Raw genomic sequence first — 17,975 nt, forward strand, 5'->3', positions numbered from 1 at the left:
TGTAATTGCGTCCCGGTACTAAATTACCCGGTTCGCCCATATCCCGTTCAAGGCAGGTGTTCAAGAAGTTAACTGCCCCTACTTGGTCTCTGTCTCCTTTCCATCCGCATCCCTCCTTATGAGGTCGGCAGTGGTAGCGGCGACCGCTCGGTTTATGGAGCGTACCGCATTGGGGACATTTCTGAGAGGTGAATCGCTCGCTGGCTTTCTTGACCTCGATACCGCCAGCTTCAACGAGCTTATCCGCCAAATATTTTGTCTGCGTAGGCCACTCCCACAGGCTGTTGCGCTTCACCTGCTTCATCCGGCGCTGTCCCTTTTTTCTACCTTTGGGAATGTTGTCAAGTTCGCCAACGTAAAGGGTGCCAATTTTGTTTTCAACCGCCCAGTCTACAGCAGCCCTAGTAACGCAATGGTTGGCATAGTCCAATGCGCGACGCGACCGTACAGAGAGTTGGCGAGATGCTTTGAGTATCTTAAATTGCCGACGAGATCGCTTCCTAAGAGGAATTCCTAGTTGTTTCTGCCCAATCGCTTCTAAGTCTCGCCCTTGACCGTCTTTGCCGTCTCGTCGTCTTCGAGCAACCAAGCTGCGGACGTATTTCTCTCCAGACCCCGGCTTCTTACGGTTCTTTTCTAACGCTTTGTCTTGCTCATCCTTGCTGAGGTACTGACGAGCCTGCCCCCGCAAAGTGCGACTGCGTAAACGCCCAATCTCTCTGAGGCGGCGATCGCGGACTCGTTTAACCGCGCAGATGTTGTTACCAGAAATCGTAGCCGTTTCGCCCTTCTGGTTAGCAATGACGATGGCTCGCTTCTGCCCGAAATCAATGGCACCAATTCCTGTTAGTTCGGGGTTCTTTTCAATATTCTTTTCATGGGTCAGATGCAGCCAATATTCACCGTTCAAGGAGCGGGTAATTTTGGCATCTTGGAACTGTTGACCCTTTAACTTTTTCAATGCCGGGAAAGCAATGGTAATCCCCTGATGTCGTTTTTTCTCCGACACACAGCCAAGTCTTAGACCTTCTCCCTCCCAATGGATTTCATCCTTCTTGAAGACAACAGGAACGTAATTTCGTTGTTTATAAGGCGGCTTAGCATTTGGATCGCCGCGCCTAAGATTACTCTCAAAACTCTTGAAGTTCCCGTCAAAGTTACGGGCAATAACCCCGACCGTTCTAGCACTAAGCGTTACTATATGCGGTTTTCCATCATATTCAAAACTTAAGCTATACTCAGCTTTTGGCTTCTGCTGAATTGTAGCTTCTACGACTTCTATTAAACCTTTGCTTTTTCCTTTGGGGATTATGCGGTCAGTATAGGTGCGAGGCCAGAGACAACTTTTACCAGAGTAGAGGGCTTGAAGAATTTCCCATGCGAGTCCTTTATCCCAATATTGTCCAGCAGTCTCTCCGTGCGACTTGATGAGTGGCTTAGCTTTATTGAGTTCCCCTTTTTTAGGTTTTCGAGTGATTGGCACCATACAAGGGACAATCGCGTGTTGAACACCATTACCATCTCGCGGGACATCAATCCATTTTTTACTTTCGCTATCCCAAGTTTGAAGCGTACAGCTATCACCTTGAGCAGGAACTACCTCACAGGCCGGACCTCTGTCTTCTCTAATATATCGAGCGTGAGCCACCAAAATATTGGTTAAATCCCGTGCTGCCCAAGACATCAGCACCAGTTGTTTTTTAAGTGCCTTGTTTGGAGTGAACTTCAGTTTGAGTGCGCGGATAGTCATGATGATCCCGATCGCCTCTACTGGGAAAAATGCTGAACAGGATGATGCGTGTGTCCTGAATCATAGAAATTTTGAAAGGCTACCGTAAATCGCAAACCCACCAGACTTAAATGTGAAGCTAAGCCGATGGGGTGCTGAGCTTACAGAAGCGGTTGAATCGTCAACTCAGTGCGATCGCTCTTGTCATCGGGAGCGAAGTAATCATCAAGTGCCAGCAAATACCATCAACAGGCATCACAGACCAGCGATAAATCTCTGATTTGAGGTTCACCAACAACTACCGACGATGACACTCACTCCGTTTAACTAAGGGGGTGAGTTTTGGCGCTGGAAGGGCGATCGCTGAATGCTCAATCCGGGCATGGGTTGTTGCGGGCGGATAGATTAATGTTGCAGTCCCGGTCAAACCCGACCCATGCCCAACGAACAAGCCTGAAAGTGGTATCAGAAGAAGCGCTACATCTTACCTGCCCTGATATTTCTCCCGCCAGTAGGTATCCCTTTGGTTTGGCTTAGCCGATGGACTCGCAATGCAAAGATAGCGGCAACAGTATTTATTAGCGGGATTAATTTTGGTAGGGACGCTCGCTGGTCAGTCCAAACCCCCTCAAACTACCAATTCGCCACCTGTATCTCCCCCAGTTGTTTCTGAGGTGTCGCCAACGCCTATCGAAAGTCCATCCGAGGTTGCCAGCCCATCTCCTGAAATTTCTACCACGCCTGAATCAAAACCTACTACTGCGCTTACTCTGGTCGCTGAAGAACCAGACCCAAACGACCGGGTAAGCAGATGCGGCATAGTTAAAACCGAAAACACAACGCTGAACGTCAGGCAGTCAGACAATGGCGATGCCCCTGTGATTGACACCTTGAACAATGGCGAACGAATTACCGTAAAACATATTGGCTTGAAGTGGTTTTACGTTTCTGGGTCGTCAGTGACCGGCTATGTATCGGGTGAATACAATCGGCGATTGCTGGGATGCACCAGACCCATCTGAATCTACACAGATACCAGAGCAGGCATCGCCAACTCCAGAGGTAGGAGGTCCAATCCGCAATTCAATCTTAGGAAGCTGCCAGTGTCCATACAATACAGATCGTCGTGGTCGAGAGTGCGGAGGAAGGTCGGCGTACTCCAAGCCCAGTGGTGAAAGTCCCAGATGCTTCGTTGGCGAATGAAGCTGTGCAGTGCTTGCCATCATTCCTGATGACTAAAAGTAGTCAATAATGAGGCGGGCAGATTCAACTCTTGAAATCGCTATAACCTTTACTGTGAAAGACACTCATCCAAGTACAATGAGTGGCTGGTTCCTCTTTTTCCGCGAATCAAACCAAATCATTGAGTGGTTCTGCAACGCTTGGCTTGAGCGATCGCTTACACGCTATCATCCACCCATCCGCACCTAGAGCAATCCCAATGTACTGAGGGCGGCTTCTTCATCTCAAAAGGCATCTCACAGCAGGGACATCTGCCCGTAAACATGGGGTGATAATCCAGCAGTTCTAACTTTTCCGCTGGCGTGAATCGTTGCTCCAGCATGGGCACTGGTTCGCCGTCATAAGTGGGTCGCTCCAGCAGTAGATCAGCATTAACAAACCTCGTCCCTGGAGGTGCCCACAGTTCGTCCGGTTCCTCTAGTTCGGCAGCGGGTCGGAAGTCGAGACAGCGATCGCTATTGGGTCCCGTTGGATGCACAGCACACACGATAAAAGGATTGCGGGGATTGAGCTAGAGCGAGATCGCACTCTGGAATCTTCGGCATACTCTTGCAGTTGGTTTTACTCAAGTTTCCCTTAGAACCGGATAGGCTACTGCTTCTCCAAGTCCTTAGCAGTGTCAAACCGCTTAATCAAATCTGCAATGATGCGCGGGTCATTCGTTCTTAAACCCACCTCTCGCTCCGTGCTTTTGGTATCAGAGGTCAAAAAATTATGACTTCCCAGCATCGTCCACGAGCGATCACACACGATAAACTTCTCATGGGTTCCTAGTAGCTTTAGCTGGAATCGGTCTGGATATTTCTGCTCTAAATTTTCCAGTTCGGGCAAAGCACTGTAGAGATAGGAAGAAGATTTAAGCCGCTGGCGGATTGGACCAATAGAACTTACCTTGTCAATATCCTTGAGATGTCCCCAGCCGACCGCGACGTGAACCTGGCGCTTCAGTAGTTCCTCAAGCTTCTGAATCACTTCAGAATTAACGCCGTAAATATTGGGCCACGGACAAACTAAAATCAACCGTTCCTGAGCAAGAGCGAGGGCTTCCATGAACACGGCGCGGCTGCCAGGGCGGTCAATCGCCAATTGATACTCATAAGGCTTGATGGCTGCAAGCTGTCCGTTAATCTCAAGTGTCAAGACTTGTGCTGATTTTTCAATTTGACAAGCAATAACTTTCTCCAGTTCTAGGGGATGAGGAAGAGATGAGAGTGCGTCCTTCAACTCCTGAATCTGCCCTAGCTCTGGTCGGTTGTCGAACTGCTGTGCCAGCTGTGCAAGGGACTGATTGATCGGGTCGAGGTCTACTGTTTCGGCTGGCGGTAGCGTATGGCGCTGGTGATGCAGGGATTGAACAACGTAATGCACGTCGGCGATCGCACTTTTGGTGTATTGCTGCGTCTGTTGTTGAAATCGGTGGCGATTGATTGCGTTGAGCGAGAGAGCTACCGTCAGGGGAGCGGCTGCATAGACCACCTGCTGCGAGACTGCCGCCGCGACGGTTCCCAATGCAGAGCCGACAAGGGCAGCAGATTCAGTAACTTCCATCCAAGAGCGTTTCGTAGCAGACCTCCTTACTAACGACGCAGTGGGTACATACTTAGTCTTCTCTGCTTAACTGAGCGATCGCTCCTCACTGCACTGTTACCTTTTTTCGCATCCAACCCCGTCACTGTCGCGGTCAAAGCCATGCGGATCGGGAGGCAGAACCTTGAAATTTCGATAGGAGATGTCCGGGCAATTCAAATCCGGTGGGCCGGGGGGAATACATACGCCTGGATAAGCTGGACTACAGTTTTGTTGGGCAGATGGAGCTGGCTTGGGCTTGGGGCTATAAGATGGTTGATTGCTGGCTGATTGCCCCTTCCTAAAATCCCACGGCATGACTGGCTTGGGCTGATTCCAGAATCCCAATTTCTTCTGCTTGGCTTGAGCCTCAGACTGAAGATACTGATTCTTGGTGGATGCACAGCCGGTTAGATATTGCCGGTAGACAACTGCTTGCCCCTGCTTAACCATCTGGAGGTTCACCGACTGATTTGCTAGGTAGAGTTCAGCGACAGTCCGCCCGTAGCGATCGCGCTCAATCTCCCGAACCTGTACAGCTTTACCAGGGGGGAGAAGTTGCTTGAGTTTCGCCGCTGATTGCTGACCCCAGGGGCGCTGTCCTGTTTCTGGCGCGTCAATGCAAGCCATGCGAATCGTGACCACCTTCCCTTGGCTCTTGACTCGCAGCGTATCGCCATCGCCAGTGCTGACTACTGTTGCTGTGGTTTGGGCAGTGGCGGGGATTCCGGTTAAGGCTAGGACTAGGGCAACGGCAGTTGCGAGTTTGTTCATCACACCTTCTCATCTGGGACAGTCTTAGTGTTCCCAAAACGTGAGGGGCGATCGCGTTTATTTAAGGGAGCGTCCTGATTTCTATCTACCGTGGAAGTTGACTGTAAATACTTAGTGATTGGCGATATGGCTGATGTGTGGCTGCTAAAGTTTGGGGTTAATGCTGATAATAAATTGGTTGATATCGTTGATGTTCCCAGCGGAAAAAGCGATCTAGTTTGCCCCTATTGTGGAGTCAAATTAGTTGCCAAGAAGGGTCAAGTTAAGGAACATCATTTCGCTCACGTTGAGGAAAGTTGTCGCTCCGTGACGGTTAAGCGAGAGTTCCCCAGCTTACCTCTATACGACAACTTTAATATTGAACTATCGGGTAAGGCGCTGCAACTACTCAAAACCCTTTGGAAGTCATGCGGAGCAAATAGCTGGAGTATCCCTTCTTCTAGCGAACTCAAGCCATTAATTAAAGCCAAACTATTACAGAAGAATCCTTATCTGAATCCTCCTGGCTACGAGTTCACTCAGCTAGGAATGATTCCGTGTGGAGTGCTGCCTTTAATGGAATTCAATCAAATTCAGGAGCCACTTATCCTCAAGAAATTATCGAATCTGAAGCGTAAGGTGGAACTCGCTAAAGTTGTTAAGTCTCTTGACCTGAAAGAAAGAACGGTTGATTTATGGTTATACCGAACTCAGCTTAGAAGAATCCTAGAGCATCGCTTGTACTACCTAGAAGTGAAAGCTGATAATCAAATCCTATATAAAATTGGTATAACTAAGCGAACAATTGAAGAACGGATGCTAGAAATTAGGCGGGATTTACGCTGCTACTACCAAGCTGTAGAACTTAAGGTACTTGGTGCTTGGGAATACAGGGGCAACGTTGAGCTATATTTCAAGCATCGTTACCAGCCGTTTAACTACCGATTAGGAAGCTTAACTGAATACTACAAGTTTGGTACTGAGGTGAGCGCAGTATTGAACGATTTGGAACAGATGCATCTCAAATGTCTTAGTCAAGTAGAGTCTGATATTTTGATGGAAGATGATAAGCTAGCACCTGCTAGGACTGAAAACCATTGCCTGTGAAAATGAGCCTTTTCAAAGATAATCACGCTTCAATTACGATGTCTCAACAACAAAACCCAGAACTTGACATTACACTCCTAATGTCAACTGGTGCTTAAATCTCTGCCAGATGAAAGGATAAGAAGTAATTTCTTATCCTTGGTAGTCAGCGATTGCTTTCTGCTCTCGAACTGCTGAATTCTTTATCAGGTAAAACACTCATCCACTTGGGTAAGTGATCCTATTTCAATCGCTGCTGGCGTATGCGATCGCGCTTATTCTAAATTCCCTGCTTTCTTAACAGCTTGTTTCAAGTCTTCAAAGGTAATATTACCCTCTTCATCTCGATACGTCGCTAGCAGTTCCGCGGGGCTAGTACCTGTTTCTGCTGAAATGACTGCATTTAACCCAGGACTTAAAAAAAGCTCATTACTCGATACTTTACCATCTTGATCTCTATCCAAGGTATTAAAAAGAGATTGAAGCTCTTGCTCAGTTGCCATAAGTTTCTATCTGAATTGATTTTTTCAATTCAATATCTCAATATCTTGAAAAAGATGCAAGGAAAGTTAAGATTTATCACTAAACAGGTAGTCCGTTCCAGAAGCAAAGATGGCTTGTGTTCATCTTATTAGCTCTAGTGATTACTAACGTTATTCTCAAACGTTAGTGAGCGTGGAGACGCTGCACCAGTGCTATATCGACATAACTTGCATCTCCAGCATCACCAGCAATAACACTAAAGGGTTGAAGAGGTTCTCCCAGGTGATTTAATACCAGTATGGCTCCGGAAAAATCTTGGTTTTGCGTGTATTCGTTGACCGTAACCACTGTTTTCAAACCTAGTTGACTTGCAGCTTCTAAACCCTGGTACGAGTCTTCAATCGCAAGGCAATCTTGGGCCTCTAAATTCATCATCTGTAAGACATACTGATAAACATCTGGTGCTGGTTTTTTGGCAGGAACGATATCACCAGCGGCAATCACCTCAAACCAGTCAGGGCTATTGGCTCCAAGGGTATGTTCCAATAAGGCTGTAACATTGGGGCGTGAAGCTGTTGTTGCGATCGCCAAGCGAACTCCTTGAGTTCGGGCTTCTTCTATCAATCGCTTCACTCCTACGAGCAACGGCATAGCCCCCTCAGCCGCCAATTGTTGGAAACATTTGATTTTGGTTGCATGAATGTCGGCGATAAACTTGTCCAAGCCAGTCGGTGGCTCAAAATCCGGTTGGTACTGCTCCAAGTAAAAGCGAATGCGTTCCTTTCCCCCCGTAACCTCAAGTAACTCTCCATACAGCGAGACTGACCAATCCCAATCTAAACCCGCTTCAGCAAAGGCACGATTGAAAGCAACGCGATGACCATCTCGCTCAGTATCTGACATCGTTCCATCAATGTCAAAAATCAAGGCGTGCAGTTGTGTCATCGTAACTATTTTCTAGGTGTTCTTGAGGTAAGACTACCAATCAATGAGGTTAGAACTGATAATCTCTTCAAAGTTGCCGTAATTTTAGGCGTTAGATCAGGACTGGGTGCTGTGATCGCTCACACGCTATCATCTACCCATCCGCACCGGGAGCAATCCCAATTTACTGAGGGCGGCTTCTTCACCTCAAAGGGCATCTTGCAGCGGGGACATTTGCCCGTAAACATTGGGTGATAATCCAGTAGTTCTAGCTTTGACTCTGGCGTGAATCGTTGCCGAGGCCTGGGCACTGGTTCGCCGTCATAAGTGGGTCGCTTCAGCACTAGATCGCCACCAACAAACCTGGTTCCCTCTGGTGCCCACCATTCAAACAATTTGGCATCGGAGCGCAAGTCGAGACTTCGAGTTACTCAGCTTCCCCAATTAACGTGTATGCAGCCCAAGCGTTGGGTTGGTTGGGATATTGTTTCATCGTCGTCAGCATCGCGCTTCGCAAAGCTTGCGCTTTATCCGAGTTTTGTTGCAAATTCCGATAAAATTCCGTCATCAGTAAGGCAGAAGGGTTATCCGGTATCGACCATAAAGTGACGATAACACTGGGGACACCTGCCGTAATTAAAGAACGAGACAGTCCAATCACACCATCGCCCGTCAGTTTACCTTGTCCAGTGTCGCAAGCACTCAAGACAACTAACTCAGCATTGAGCTTGAGATTGAGGATTTCGCTGGCGGTAAGTAACCCGTCATCTTGAGTAGAAGGAGCCAACGCGATCGCTCCCGGTACTCCGCTACGCTGAAAATCATCTAACAATCCGTGAGTCGCCAAATGAATCATTTTGGCTGTGGGTAGCTTCTGAACAACGGCGGCTTCAGTGGCTTGTTTACCAATGAGGGCTGTCGTGTTCAGGAGACGAGCAATCTCAATCGCTTCCTTCTCGGCACCCGGTAGGGGCGAAAGCGGTTGAGGCTTTTCCCCAATTTTGGGGGCAAGGCTGGGCATCGTAGGATTGCCAACCACTAGGATATCCCTAACTGACATTGGAACCCGTTGTCGTTGCTGACGGGTTAATGCCAGTACCTGAATTGAAGGAGCCGTGAGGATAGTGTGTTGTTCGATTAGGTATTTGTTATTGGCATTTTGGAGCGCAGCAAAGGGAACCAGGAACAGGGAGCGTTGAGGGATGAAGATGACACGGGCAGTAGTGTCAGTCGGCAGAAGGTCGGCAATGGGTTGAATGAGTAGTTGATGGAGTTGCTGTAATCGATTAATTTGGGAAGTTTCATCTAATCTAGCGATGATGCTCAAGCCGCGACCTCTAACACCCATCGATTCACGACTGTTGACAACTAATTGTGGAAGCGTCGTATTTTGCTGCTGCCATAGAGGTTTGAGGTCAACACGACGGAACGATACAACGCCTGTGGGTGGGATTACCCAAATGTAGAGTTCTGATTCGCGAGCTTCTTGTTTACCCTGAATCTTGAACTCGTCATAAATAATCGAATATTCAACCAGGGTAGCGTTTTGCTGTTTGGCGATTTGTTGAATTTGCTGGATGTCGGGTGGATTGGGAGAGACACTCGGTTGAGTAGAGGAAGGGGATGAGAAGCGTGTTGCCAGTAGCTCCACAAATGCCCTGGCACGACCACTTTCAGCAACTTCCAGAGCAGCAACGGGTTGATTTTGGGCAATCAGGACTTGTTGTAAATGGCGGTAGGTGCGAGCTTGTTCCTCAAAAATTGACACTTTGTAGGCATCATTGTTGCCCAATCGTTCTCGTAGAGATTTGTATACCTCAATTCCAGCGCGGAGGGTTTTTTCAGCTTCCCCTAGATTGCCCGACCTCTGGAGAGCAACCCCTAGATTGTTCAGAGAATTTCCCTCACCTAATCGGTCTTTGATTTCCCGTGCAATGGCTAAACGCTGCTGGTGATACTCAATTGCTTTGGCATAATCTCCTAAAGAAAAGTAAGCACTCCCCAGATTGCCTAGAGATGTTCCCTCACCTTGGCGGTCTTTAATTTCCCGCGCGATGGCTAAACTTTGCTGGTGATACTCAATCGCTTTGGCATAATTTCCTAGGGCATCGTAAGCACTTCCCAGATTACCCAGAGATTGCCCCTCACCTAATCGGTCTTTGATTTCCCGTGCAATAGCTAAACGCTGCTGGTAGTACTCAATTGCTTTGGCATAATCTCCTAGGACATTGTAAGCAATTCCCAGATTGCCCAGAGATGTTCCCTCACCTTGGCGGTTTTTAATTTCCTGCGCAATAGTTAAATGCTGCTGGTGGTACTCAATCGCTTTGGCATAATCTCCTAAGGAAAAGTAAGTATTTCCCAGATTGCCCAGAGCATTCCCCTCACCTAATCGGTCTTTGATTTCGCGTGTAATAGCTAAACACTGCTGGTAGTACTCAATCGCTTTAGCATAATCTCCTAAGGAAAAGTAAGCGATTCCCAGATTGCCTAAGGCATTCCCCTCACCTAATCGGTCTTTGATTTCGCGTGTAATAGTTAAATGCTGCTGGTAGTACTCAATCGCTTTGGCATAATCTCCTAAGGAAAAGTAAGCAATTCCCAGATTGCCCAGAGATGTTCCCTCACCTTGGCGGTCTTTGATTTCGCGTGCAATAGCTAAACGCTGCTGGTAGTACTCAATCGCTTTGGCATAATCTCCTAGGACATTGTAAGCAATTCCCAGATTGTTCAGAGCCTTCCCCTCACCTAAGGGATCTTTGATTTCCCGCGCAATAGTTAAATGCTGCTGGTAGTACTCAATCGCTTTGGCATAATCTCCTAGGACATCGTAAGCAAGTCCCAGATTGCCCAGAGCCTTCCCCTCACCTAAGGGATCTTTGATTTCCCGCGCAATGGCTAAACTCTGCTGCTGATACTCAATCGCTTTGGCGTAATCTCCTAGGTTATAGTAAGCAAGTCCCAGATTGCCCAGAGCCTTCCCCTCACCTAAGGGATCTTTGATTTCCCGATAGAGACTTAGTGCCTGTTGCCAAGACTGTAATGCTGCCTCAAATTGACTGGTTAAATACTGCTTGTTGCCTTGGTCTAGCAGTTGGTCTGCTTCCGTTTTCTGAGAATCTGGGGTTTGCGCTAACGCCTGTATTGTAGGGAAGATTGCTGGAAAGTTAGGCGCGAAAGGCGTTGCAGCAGATGTTAGGAGAAAGATTAAAGCGAGTCGTCGGATTGGGAGACGCACAGTTATTACAGGGGAAAGTGCAAGGATGCGATCGCTGTTTTAACCTACGGCGATTGGGCACGTCTAGTTATCGGTTGATGCGAGAGCATCGTCACCAGAATCAAGAATGAGATCGCTTGCGAACTGCAACCATCGGCGGCAAGTTTGTCTTCACCATCTTCGGAGCGATCGCTAGCCCTACACCTTGGCAGCGCACTTTCCCCGTACCAATTGGTAATTACTCTTCAAGCTAAGGACTAAGGCAGCGGCAATTGCGAGTTTGTTTATCACACCTTCTCCTCTGGGACAGTCCTAGTGTTCCCAGAACTTGGGAGGCGATTGCGTGAGGCATCCCAAACCACATTCTGGAAATTGTCAGGCCGGCAGTGTAGGTTTTGACGAGAGCGCCATATCCCAATGTGGAGGGAGGTCGGCGCATCTCAATGATAGTGGTGAGAAACCCGTTTGTTATAGGTAATAATTGCCTGTGATAACTTACTTTTTCAAAGACAATTACGTACCTTCAATAACAATGCTTCAACAACCAAAACCAGAACATTACATTACATATCTAATGTCAACTCGTGCTTTAAATTCCCTGCTTTCTCAACAACTTGTTGAGACGACAAATAATCTGTTATTCGACAAAATCTTTTAAATTGTTAGACAATAGGGTATTGTTACGTTGCAAGATATCCTTCACATAACTATCAAGATCATAGGGCTGTAGTTCTGTCCTGCCACTAATATAAAGTGGATGTCGAGGCGAACCATCAATGTTTTGAACCCAAGTCATGACAGATTTTCTCCAGGGTTTTAGACGACAATATGCCTCGGCTAATGCAGGAATAAAGTGGAGCAATTGACGACGCTCCTTTGGTGCCCGTCCCCAAGCTACAGATATGGTGTCTACCCCTGGAATTAGTTCTTCTTTTAGTACCCTATCCCACGTTCGATAATTATCTACACCCAGAGGATCTTCATACGCCCAAATATCAAAGGGGTTAGTAGCACGAACACCTAAAAGATTTAAAACTAATAACCGACCAAATCCTCCATTTTTTGCAAGACGACATACACTCAAAATTGTTGGATCATTTTTTTCTTCATCTGCTGTTGAGGGATTCAGCATACAAATTAGTAGAGTAGAACTTGATCGTACAGAGGTATGTCGTGAGAGTAGATATCGATAGCTAGGGAGATTTTTTTTCGTCAAATTTTTAGTCATATATCAGCGTACCTCTGTCTAGTGAATGCGAAGCGTGACGCATGACGCAACCAGTGCGGCTAACCTTGCCTTTAATCCCAGCACGTTTACCCGCCGCTGCCACAGCTCTCTAAAAAATCATTTCATCGAGTAGATTTGAAACCTCAGCTTGGTCCTTGCCCCGGTTGTCGTCGTAAATCATTAGGGTGTCTAATTGCCGATGACGCGAAAGCTTTTGCACCTTCCGTACATTGCCATCAGTAGCATCCAATGCAGCGGTGATGGCGCTGTGCCGAATGCGATGCGGCGACATTGTTTTCTTGATGCCAGCCTTGCTACAAAGCTTTACTACTATCTTTCTGATTCCATCACCAGTTAACCGATGCCCTGGTTTGGCATAGTCCAGGGAGGTAAATAATGGAGTATCGTCCAGCGCATCACCTCTAGCGCTTACCCATTGAGTGATCGCCTCTACCGTGCCCTCAGCCAAATCAATCACCTCACGCTGGGTTCCCTGCCCTTTTCCGAGTATTCGTAGTGTCTTGGCATCGGGGTCAAAGTCACCGATATTCAATTGGCTGATCTCGTTCCGCCGCAGTGCATTCCCCCAGAGCAGCCTAAGCAGTGCATAATCGCGACTGCCTTGGACAGTGGAGCGATCGCAGACTGCTAGCACTCGCTTGAATGCATCCACATCAATTCCGGTGGTATCCCGATACTTCTGTACCTTCTCGCCAGATACATCTTCCAAGCCGTAGACACAGACGCCAATCTTCCGCCCCATTGATACCAGGCTTTTGATGGCAGCGAGGCGACGGTTGACAGTCGCTTCCTTCAGTCCTTTTTGAATCAATGAAGCTTTGTACTTCAGCACCACGGATACGGCTTGGGTACGTTCGAGATGCAGGAATTCGAGTACCAGGTCTGGCGTGACTTCCTTGCCCGTCATAAATTTGAAAAACTGTACTACGTCCCTTTCGTAGGCGCGACGGGTGTTAAGACTTCGTTTGTCAGCCAGTAGTTGGGCAAGCACGTCCGGGTTAACGCTGGTATCGAAGGATGTGCCTATTTTCGCATCAAGCAAGCGGTCTAGGTTGTGCTGCGATGGGGTGATTTTTTGCATAGATAAGCTCTTGATAATACTATTTTCCGATAGCACATGAGGAAAATTAAACCTCACCCGGTCATCATCAGTTCGGGTATGTTCGCCTTTGTATAGCAATGGAGAAATTTTGGTCGCTAAGGCTGAGATGCTCACAGGCTAAAGCTCCTGGGGATTATTTTGATTGGACGCTTGATGGTTTGAACTGTCCCAATCTTGCCTGTAAATGGGACAGTCAATCTTGAAAATCCTTGATTTTACGTTGATATAGCTTGCCTATTGCTATCAGCCCAAGCCTCGAAAATGGGACAGTTGTCCTTAGCGACCATTTTTTCTCCGCTGCTATACAAAGGCGTTGAAGGCACCGTGCGAGTCGAGACAATTGGAGACAAGACCATCGGGGATGATGGCTTGGAGACTATCCAGCCTACAGGGAAATTTAAGATTCAATGGCTGGACGGCACCAGGGAGGAAGGAAAAATCCCAGACTGGCTAACCGAGGAATTGTTGATAGGGATGCTACCTCAACCTCAATCAATGCCGACAACAATACAGCAAACGGATGGTTCTTTCGCTCACCAGACTGACATCAGGCAGCGGCTTGAATTCCTGCTAGGTGATACCGGAATCGATACCGGAATCGATACCGGAACCCGTGAAAAAACAGCCGATACCAGCGATACCGGAACCGATACCAGTATCGATTCCGCTGATACCGAATCTGATACCGTCGATACTGGAAGCGCTGAAACCATTGATAACACAGGCGGTTCCGACGATACCGAGCGCGATACCGGCGATACCTTCACGCCAGCCCAACTCCCCAGAACGCAGGTATTGAAACTAGCTGACCAGATGAAAGTGTCGGGGCTTTCCCAGACCCAAATTATTCAGGCGCTCTGGGGCTGCGAGAAAAACAAGGCAGGCTGGAAACAGGCTTATGCCCAATTCAAGGAATTGATGGGAGATGACCAGCCATGACACAACCCAAACCCAAACGGGCGCTTAGGGGTGCTGCCCTACAAGGTCATTTGAGAAAAGAGTTCAAGTCCCTGGAAGATTTCCACGCCGAAACACTGAGACTGGAAGAAGAAGTGAGACTCGCGAGGCGGCAAAGAAACCCGCTCTATCGCTCCGCCCGCTGCGTCGGCTGGGGCGTATTCGTCGGGTCATTGATTGCAAGTATTGCGTTGTTCATCCAGCCCGGACAGATTAAGGCTGCTTTGATGCTGGGCTTCATGCTGGGAGCCAGTGGATCAGCATTGGAACGCAGGAAGTAGAATCCCAAAGGCCGAGTCATTGAAAAGCCCCCAGTGTTTCCAAGCGGGGGCTTTTTTGTTGGCTGATGAGGCGATCGCACATCCCACGGGTTAATTTTCTGGAAAGAGCTTAAGTTCTATTGGAGCAGAACATAACCGCAGATTAGACAATCTGCCAAAAGTCTTAAATTAGTTAGTTTGAGGAAAACATGAGAATCGTTAAGAGTGCTTTAGTCAAGACTCAAGTAGTTGCCTTCACTGGGCTTGTAGCTACTTTGATGCTGTCAGCAGCACCGGCTTCTGCACAGTCAAAGATTCCTCAGAGTGAAATGTCTTATTGCGCGGCAACGCTGACTGGTAAAACCCCAGGAACGCGGATTAATTTGCGTACCGGTCCTAGCACAAACTATCAACAGAAAGGCTATGGACTGGTGGGTGATCGCGTTCACATATTACGAACCTCCGGTGGTACCCCTCAAGATTTAGCAGTCGCCGAGGATCGCCAAGGTTTTTCTTGGTACAGAGTTGGTTTTCCTAGAAGTGGCGCTCGTGGCTGGATTCGCCAAGACTTCATAGCTCCAGAATGCTTTAACTAACATGAAACCATTGTGCCTTCCCGAAGCTGGGAAGGAATTGGGGGTTAGGTTATTCTGATGTACTTCACGCAACTGAGAAACATATTACTAACCCGATTCTTGCGTTAAAGTACTCCCCACTTTTTTGAACGGCGATCCCTCCACTTGTCTCAATGGGAACATAAGATAAAAAGCCCCCACGGGTCTCTAGTAGGGGCTTTTTTATTGGCTGGTGGAGCGATCGCTTAACGAGTTCTACTAGGGAAAGCTGTATAGTCTTTACACCGAACGTTAACTTAACTAAGTTGTGCTGCTATATTTAGGGTTACTAAGCAAAAAAAACTCATAAACTTACTCTATCTGCATAGTAAAAAATTCCTAAAGTAAGTTCTATTTACCAATCAAACAAAACTGCATAAAGGAAGCTGGAGCAGACTATGAAAATGCGCTTGCACGACCCGAAAAAAGAGCCGAAAAATTCCTCAGCGCAAGTTAAGAGTCAGTTTCAGTCGCGACCCTTTGCAGTACAAGCGAAACCCCAAGATCAAGAAACGCCAGACCTACAGGCACAACTGGAAAGTGCCCAGCGCTTCGGTCACGATTTCGCCAATATTTCGATACAAAACCCTGGCAGCCCAACGCCATCAAGGATTCAACCAAAACTTACCATTGGAGCGCCTGGAGATAAGTACGAGCAGGAAGCTGATAAGACAGCAGCAGAAGTAGTGCAGCGGCTTCATGCGCCAGTACCTAGTTATGGAAGGGATTTTAGCCAACCCGAAAGCGAGTTCGTGCAACGAATGAAAGCTGGTACTGTGCAAAACTCCAACTTGACTCATCAACAGGAAATACCGAATCGTGAAAATAGATTGATGAGAAAGTTGGATGTATCCGTCCTCCAACGCGAAGTGATGCCAGAAGAGGACAAAGAACTCCAGATGAAGCCGATGGTGCAGCGTAAGTCTGATGGCGACAGCATGGATGCCACGCCTGACTTAGAAGCAACCATCCAACAGGCAAGAGGAAGCGGACAGCCACTCGCGCAGAGTATCCGCCAACCGATGGAGCAGGCGTTTGGCGCTGACTTCAGTGAGGTAAAGATTCATACGGATGCCCAATCAGACCAGTTAAATCAATCGATTCAGGCAAAAGCATTTACAACGGGGCAGGATGTGTTTTTTCGGCAAGGGGCGTATGAGCCGGGGAGCAGGGAGGGACAGGAGTTGATTGCTCATGAGTTAACTCATGTGGTGCAGCAGAATGGGGGGACGGTGAGGCGCAGCATTGGCAAACGGGCAACGGCAGAGTCAGATTGTGGACTCCTGAAACCCAATGTTTCACCCGCACAGTATGCCTCGACCATTCAGAGGTACGTGCAGGTGAACACGGTGAATTCGGTAGTGGTGAACGCCATGCCAGGTTTACCCGGGATAGTACCAGCAGAGTTTGAGGCTCAACAACCATTAGGGGTAGGTCAGGTAGGTCAGGTTCTTGTTGTCGGCGCACCGTTGCAACTTCGGGTGTCGGAGGACGGCAGGATGGCCATTGAGGATTCCGATCTGTCGGCTCGCCAGCCGAAGGTATTTTATGCAGAGCAGGCCGTCTGGCAGGCGAGCAACCCCCTTCTTGCACAGTCTAAATACGAGTTGTATGCAGATAGAGCAAATGCGATCACCGTCACAATACCGGGACAGGGACCCCACAACCTCGACAGGGTGCTGGCTAGGGTAGTCAATCCGGTTGGTGCTGTGCACACACCGTCAGAACAGGGGATAGGACTAGACGTCGATCAGGATTGCATCATGGTTGCCACTGCTATCATCGGTCAGCCCCCACGAGGGATGAATCGGGAGATGGTGATCGCTTACGGGGGTGACACAAGCCGCGACTATGGGGAGTACCGTACGGCAGCGGCGATGCTGGAATGGGCGGCGGCAAGCAGCTGGCTCAGTAAAGCATGGCCTACCGCCTGGTGGGAGTTGTGGATGGAAGGATCAGACGACAGGGCGACCCGTATGGCATTGGAAAAGTTCCAGAAAACCCTCAGTGGCGGTTCCGGAATGCAAGATCTTGCGAGGCAGTACGCTCTTCTACAGCGTGACCAACCTGCCTTGGCAGCGCAGATCGCCCAGGCACTAGGGGTCAACGTCCATGCCCAACCTGGAGTCGGAGAGGCTTACGAGTCAGCCCAACTCGGGTTGCCGACTAATTTTGTGCATGGTCCAGGCCCAGACTGGGAGGCAGATCCCACTGGTGCAACCATATCTGCCCTAACAACCCCCCCTATGGTGCCGGGAGGTGCGACCGGGCGAACCGGGTGGGGACAGCATATTGGGGCGGTCGTTGCCATGAGCGCTGGCAACCGTGTGACGCTAGAGAACTACGCCCGCAGCCACGAGCTTGGAAGCATGAGAGGCGGACCGGACTACTACTTCCAGATGTACGGACCGCCAACCCTACCAAACCAGACATGGCACCATGCATGGACGGCAGGTGCAGTAGCAGCAGGCCTAGCGCCAGTCAAGAACGCCGTGACGATCGTGGTACGCCAGTAGTGCGATCGCCGCCTTCCTTACCCATGTCTTTTTGCACTTCTTGCACTGCCATCTCTGAGAGTATCCACCCGATTTTCTTTCAAGAGCCTTGTGAACCTTAATTTCTTCGGATTCGCCGCATCTAATACAACAGGGTTTGTCTAGCCTCAAAATTATGGCTGCTTCGTCTTCTTCCTGGGTTTCGGTAAGGCTGGGAAGGTTTTTAGCCTCCTCCTTGGCCTCGCTTGGCTTTAGCTGGGCAAGACTCGCGGGAGGAATGATGATCCGCCTTTGTATA

Annotated in this window: 17 protein-coding genes; 7 read left to right on the top strand and 10 right to left on the bottom strand. The window is 48.6% G+C overall.

Annotated features, from left to right (window positions below):
- On the bottom strand, nucleotides 1–1,750 hold a 1,750-nt coding region (locus tag NDA03_RS23820; protein WP_348239332.1), incomplete at its 3' end, for a transposase.
- A 321-nt stretch (nucleotides 1,751–2,071) separates the two neighbouring features.
- On the opposite strand from NDA03_RS23820, the gene NDA03_RS23825 reads away from it, so the two are divergent.
- On the top strand, nucleotides 2,072–2,266 hold the full coding sequence (locus NDA03_RS23825; protein WP_348239333.1) for a hypothetical protein: 195 nt from the start codon (nucleotides 2,072–2,074) through the stop codon (nucleotides 2,264–2,266).
- A 56-nt stretch (nucleotides 2,267–2,322) separates the two neighbouring features.
- Nucleotides 2,323–2,751, top strand: a complete 429-nt coding sequence (locus tag NDA03_RS23830) for an SH3 domain-containing protein (protein WP_348239334.1) — start codon at nucleotides 2,323–2,325, stop codon at nucleotides 2,749–2,751.
- Nucleotides 2,752–3,128: 377 nt separating this feature from the next.
- Here NDA03_RS23830 and NDA03_RS23835 read toward each other — a convergent pair whose 3' ends face one another.
- The 3 genes from NDA03_RS23835 to NDA03_RS23845 form a co-directional block, all read right to left on the bottom strand.
- Nucleotides 3,129–3,449 carry a hypothetical protein gene (locus NDA03_RS23835; RefSeq protein WP_348239335.1) on the bottom strand — a complete coding sequence of 107 codons (321 nt, stop codon included), beginning with the start codon at nucleotides 3,447–3,449 and terminating at the stop codon, nucleotides 3,129–3,131.
- A 113-nt stretch (nucleotides 3,450–3,562) separates the two neighbouring features.
- On the bottom strand, nucleotides 3,563–4,519 hold the full coding sequence (locus NDA03_RS23840; RefSeq protein WP_348239336.1) for a phospholipase D-like domain-containing protein: 957 nt from the start codon (nucleotides 4,517–4,519) through the stop codon (nucleotides 3,563–3,565).
- Between the two features lie 96 nt (nucleotides 4,520–4,615).
- A complete protein-coding gene (locus tag NDA03_RS23845) occupies nucleotides 4,616–5,311 on the bottom strand; it encodes a thermonuclease family protein (RefSeq protein WP_348239337.1) in 696 nt (231 codons plus the stop codon).
- A 90-nt stretch (nucleotides 5,312–5,401) separates the two neighbouring features.
- On the opposite strand from NDA03_RS23845, the gene NDA03_RS23850 reads away from it, so the two are divergent.
- Complete coding sequence (locus tag NDA03_RS23850; RefSeq protein WP_348239338.1) at nucleotides 5,402–6,397, top strand: competence protein CoiA family protein; 996 nt, start codon at nucleotides 5,402–5,404, stop codon at nucleotides 6,395–6,397.
- Between the two features lie 254 nt (nucleotides 6,398–6,651).
- On the opposite strand, the gene NDA03_RS23855 is transcribed toward NDA03_RS23850, so the two are convergent.
- From NDA03_RS23855 to NDA03_RS23880, 6 genes are all read right to left on the bottom strand, one after another.
- A complete protein-coding gene (locus tag NDA03_RS23855) occupies nucleotides 6,652–6,879 on the bottom strand; it encodes an EF-hand domain-containing protein (RefSeq protein ID WP_348239339.1) in 228 nt (75 codons plus the stop codon).
- Nucleotides 6,880–7,042: 163 nt separating this feature from the next.
- Entirely contained in the window at nucleotides 7,043–7,804 is a 762-nt protein-coding gene (locus NDA03_RS23860) for an HAD family hydrolase (protein WP_348239340.1), read from the bottom strand.
- Between the two features lie 119 nt (nucleotides 7,805–7,923).
- Nucleotides 7,924–8,196 carry a hypothetical protein gene (locus NDA03_RS23865; RefSeq protein WP_348239341.1) on the bottom strand — a complete coding sequence of 91 codons (273 nt, stop codon included), beginning with the start codon at nucleotides 8,194–8,196 and terminating at the stop codon, nucleotides 7,924–7,926.
- A 14-nt stretch (nucleotides 8,197–8,210) separates the two neighbouring features.
- Nucleotides 8,211–11,021 carry a CHAT domain-containing tetratricopeptide repeat protein gene (locus tag NDA03_RS23870; protein ID WP_348239342.1) on the bottom strand — a complete coding sequence of 937 codons (2,811 nt, stop codon included), beginning with the start codon at nucleotides 11,019–11,021 and terminating at the stop codon, nucleotides 8,211–8,213.
- Nucleotides 11,022–11,637: 616 nt separating this feature from the next.
- Nucleotides 11,638–12,228 (bottom strand): DUF1643 domain-containing protein, encoded by a 591-nt coding sequence (locus tag NDA03_RS23875; protein WP_348239343.1) that lies wholly within the window; start codon nucleotides 12,226–12,228, stop codon nucleotides 11,638–11,640.
- Nucleotides 12,229–12,337: 109 nt separating this feature from the next.
- Nucleotides 12,338–13,330 carry a tyrosine-type recombinase/integrase gene (locus tag NDA03_RS23880; RefSeq protein WP_348239376.1) on the bottom strand — a complete coding sequence of 331 codons (993 nt, stop codon included), beginning with the start codon at nucleotides 13,328–13,330 and terminating at the stop codon, nucleotides 12,338–12,340.
- Nucleotides 13,331–13,612: 282 nt separating this feature from the next.
- On the opposite strand from NDA03_RS23880, the gene NDA03_RS23885 reads away from it, so the two are divergent.
- From NDA03_RS23885 to NDA03_RS23900, 4 genes are all read left to right on the top strand, one after another.
- Nucleotides 13,613–14,290, top strand: a complete 678-nt coding sequence (locus tag NDA03_RS23885) for a hypothetical protein (RefSeq protein ID WP_348239344.1) — start codon at nucleotides 13,613–13,615, stop codon at nucleotides 14,288–14,290.
- Complete coding sequence (locus NDA03_RS23890; RefSeq protein WP_348239345.1) at nucleotides 14,287–14,589, top strand: hypothetical protein; 303 nt, start codon at nucleotides 14,287–14,289, stop codon at nucleotides 14,587–14,589. The genes NDA03_RS23885 and NDA03_RS23890 overlap by 4 nt, the downstream gene beginning before the upstream one ends.
- A 188-nt stretch (nucleotides 14,590–14,777) precedes the next feature.
- Entirely contained in the window at nucleotides 14,778–15,164 is a 387-nt protein-coding gene (locus NDA03_RS23895; RefSeq protein WP_348239346.1) for an SH3 domain-containing protein, read from the top strand.
- 416 nt (nucleotides 15,165–15,580) lie between these two features.
- Entirely contained in the window at nucleotides 15,581–17,698 is a 2,118-nt protein-coding gene (locus tag NDA03_RS23900) for a DUF4157 domain-containing protein (protein WP_348239347.1), read from the top strand.
- Nucleotides 17,699–17,975: the final 277 nt, after the last annotated feature.

The sequence above is a fragment of the Trichocoleus sp. Lan genome (assembly GCF_039961855.1).
Taxonomy (GTDB): Bacteria; Cyanobacteriota; Cyanobacteriia; order Cyanobacteriales; family FACHB-T130; genus FACHB-T130.

Coding starts and splice junctions, on each gene's coding strand:
- NDA03_RS23840 (WP_348239336.1), bottom strand. CDS start 4,519: ATGGAAGTTACTGAATCTGCTGCCCTTGTCGGCTCTGCATTGGGAACC.
- NDA03_RS23845 (WP_348239337.1), bottom strand. CDS start 5,311: ATGAACAAACTCGCAACTGCCGTTGCCCTAGTCCTAGCCTTAACCGGA.
- NDA03_RS23855 (WP_348239339.1), bottom strand. CDS start 6,879: ATGGCAACTGAGCAAGAGCTTCAATCTCTTTTTAATACCTTGGATAGA.
- NDA03_RS23860 (WP_348239340.1), bottom strand. CDS start 7,804: ATGACACAACTGCACGCCTTGATTTTTGACATTGATGGAACGATGTCA.
- NDA03_RS23875 (WP_348239343.1), bottom strand. CDS start 12,228: ATGACTAAAAATTTGACGAAAAAAAATCTCCCTAGCTATCGATATCTA.
- NDA03_RS23880 (WP_348239376.1), bottom strand. CDS start 13,330: ATGCAAAAAATCACCCCATCGCAGCACAACCTAGACCGCTTGCTTGAT.
- NDA03_RS23885 (WP_348239344.1), top strand. CDS start 13,613: ATGGGACAGTTGTCCTTAGCGACCATTTTTTCTCCGCTGCTATACAAA.
- NDA03_RS23890 (WP_348239345.1), top strand. CDS start 14,287: ATGACACAACCCAAACCCAAACGGGCGCTTAGGGGTGCTGCCCTACAA.
- NDA03_RS23895 (WP_348239346.1), top strand. CDS start 14,778: ATGAGAATCGTTAAGAGTGCTTTAGTCAAGACTCAAGTAGTTGCCTTC.
- NDA03_RS23900 (WP_348239347.1), top strand. CDS start 15,581: ATGAAAATGCGCTTGCACGACCCGAAAAAAGAGCCGAAAAATTCCTCA.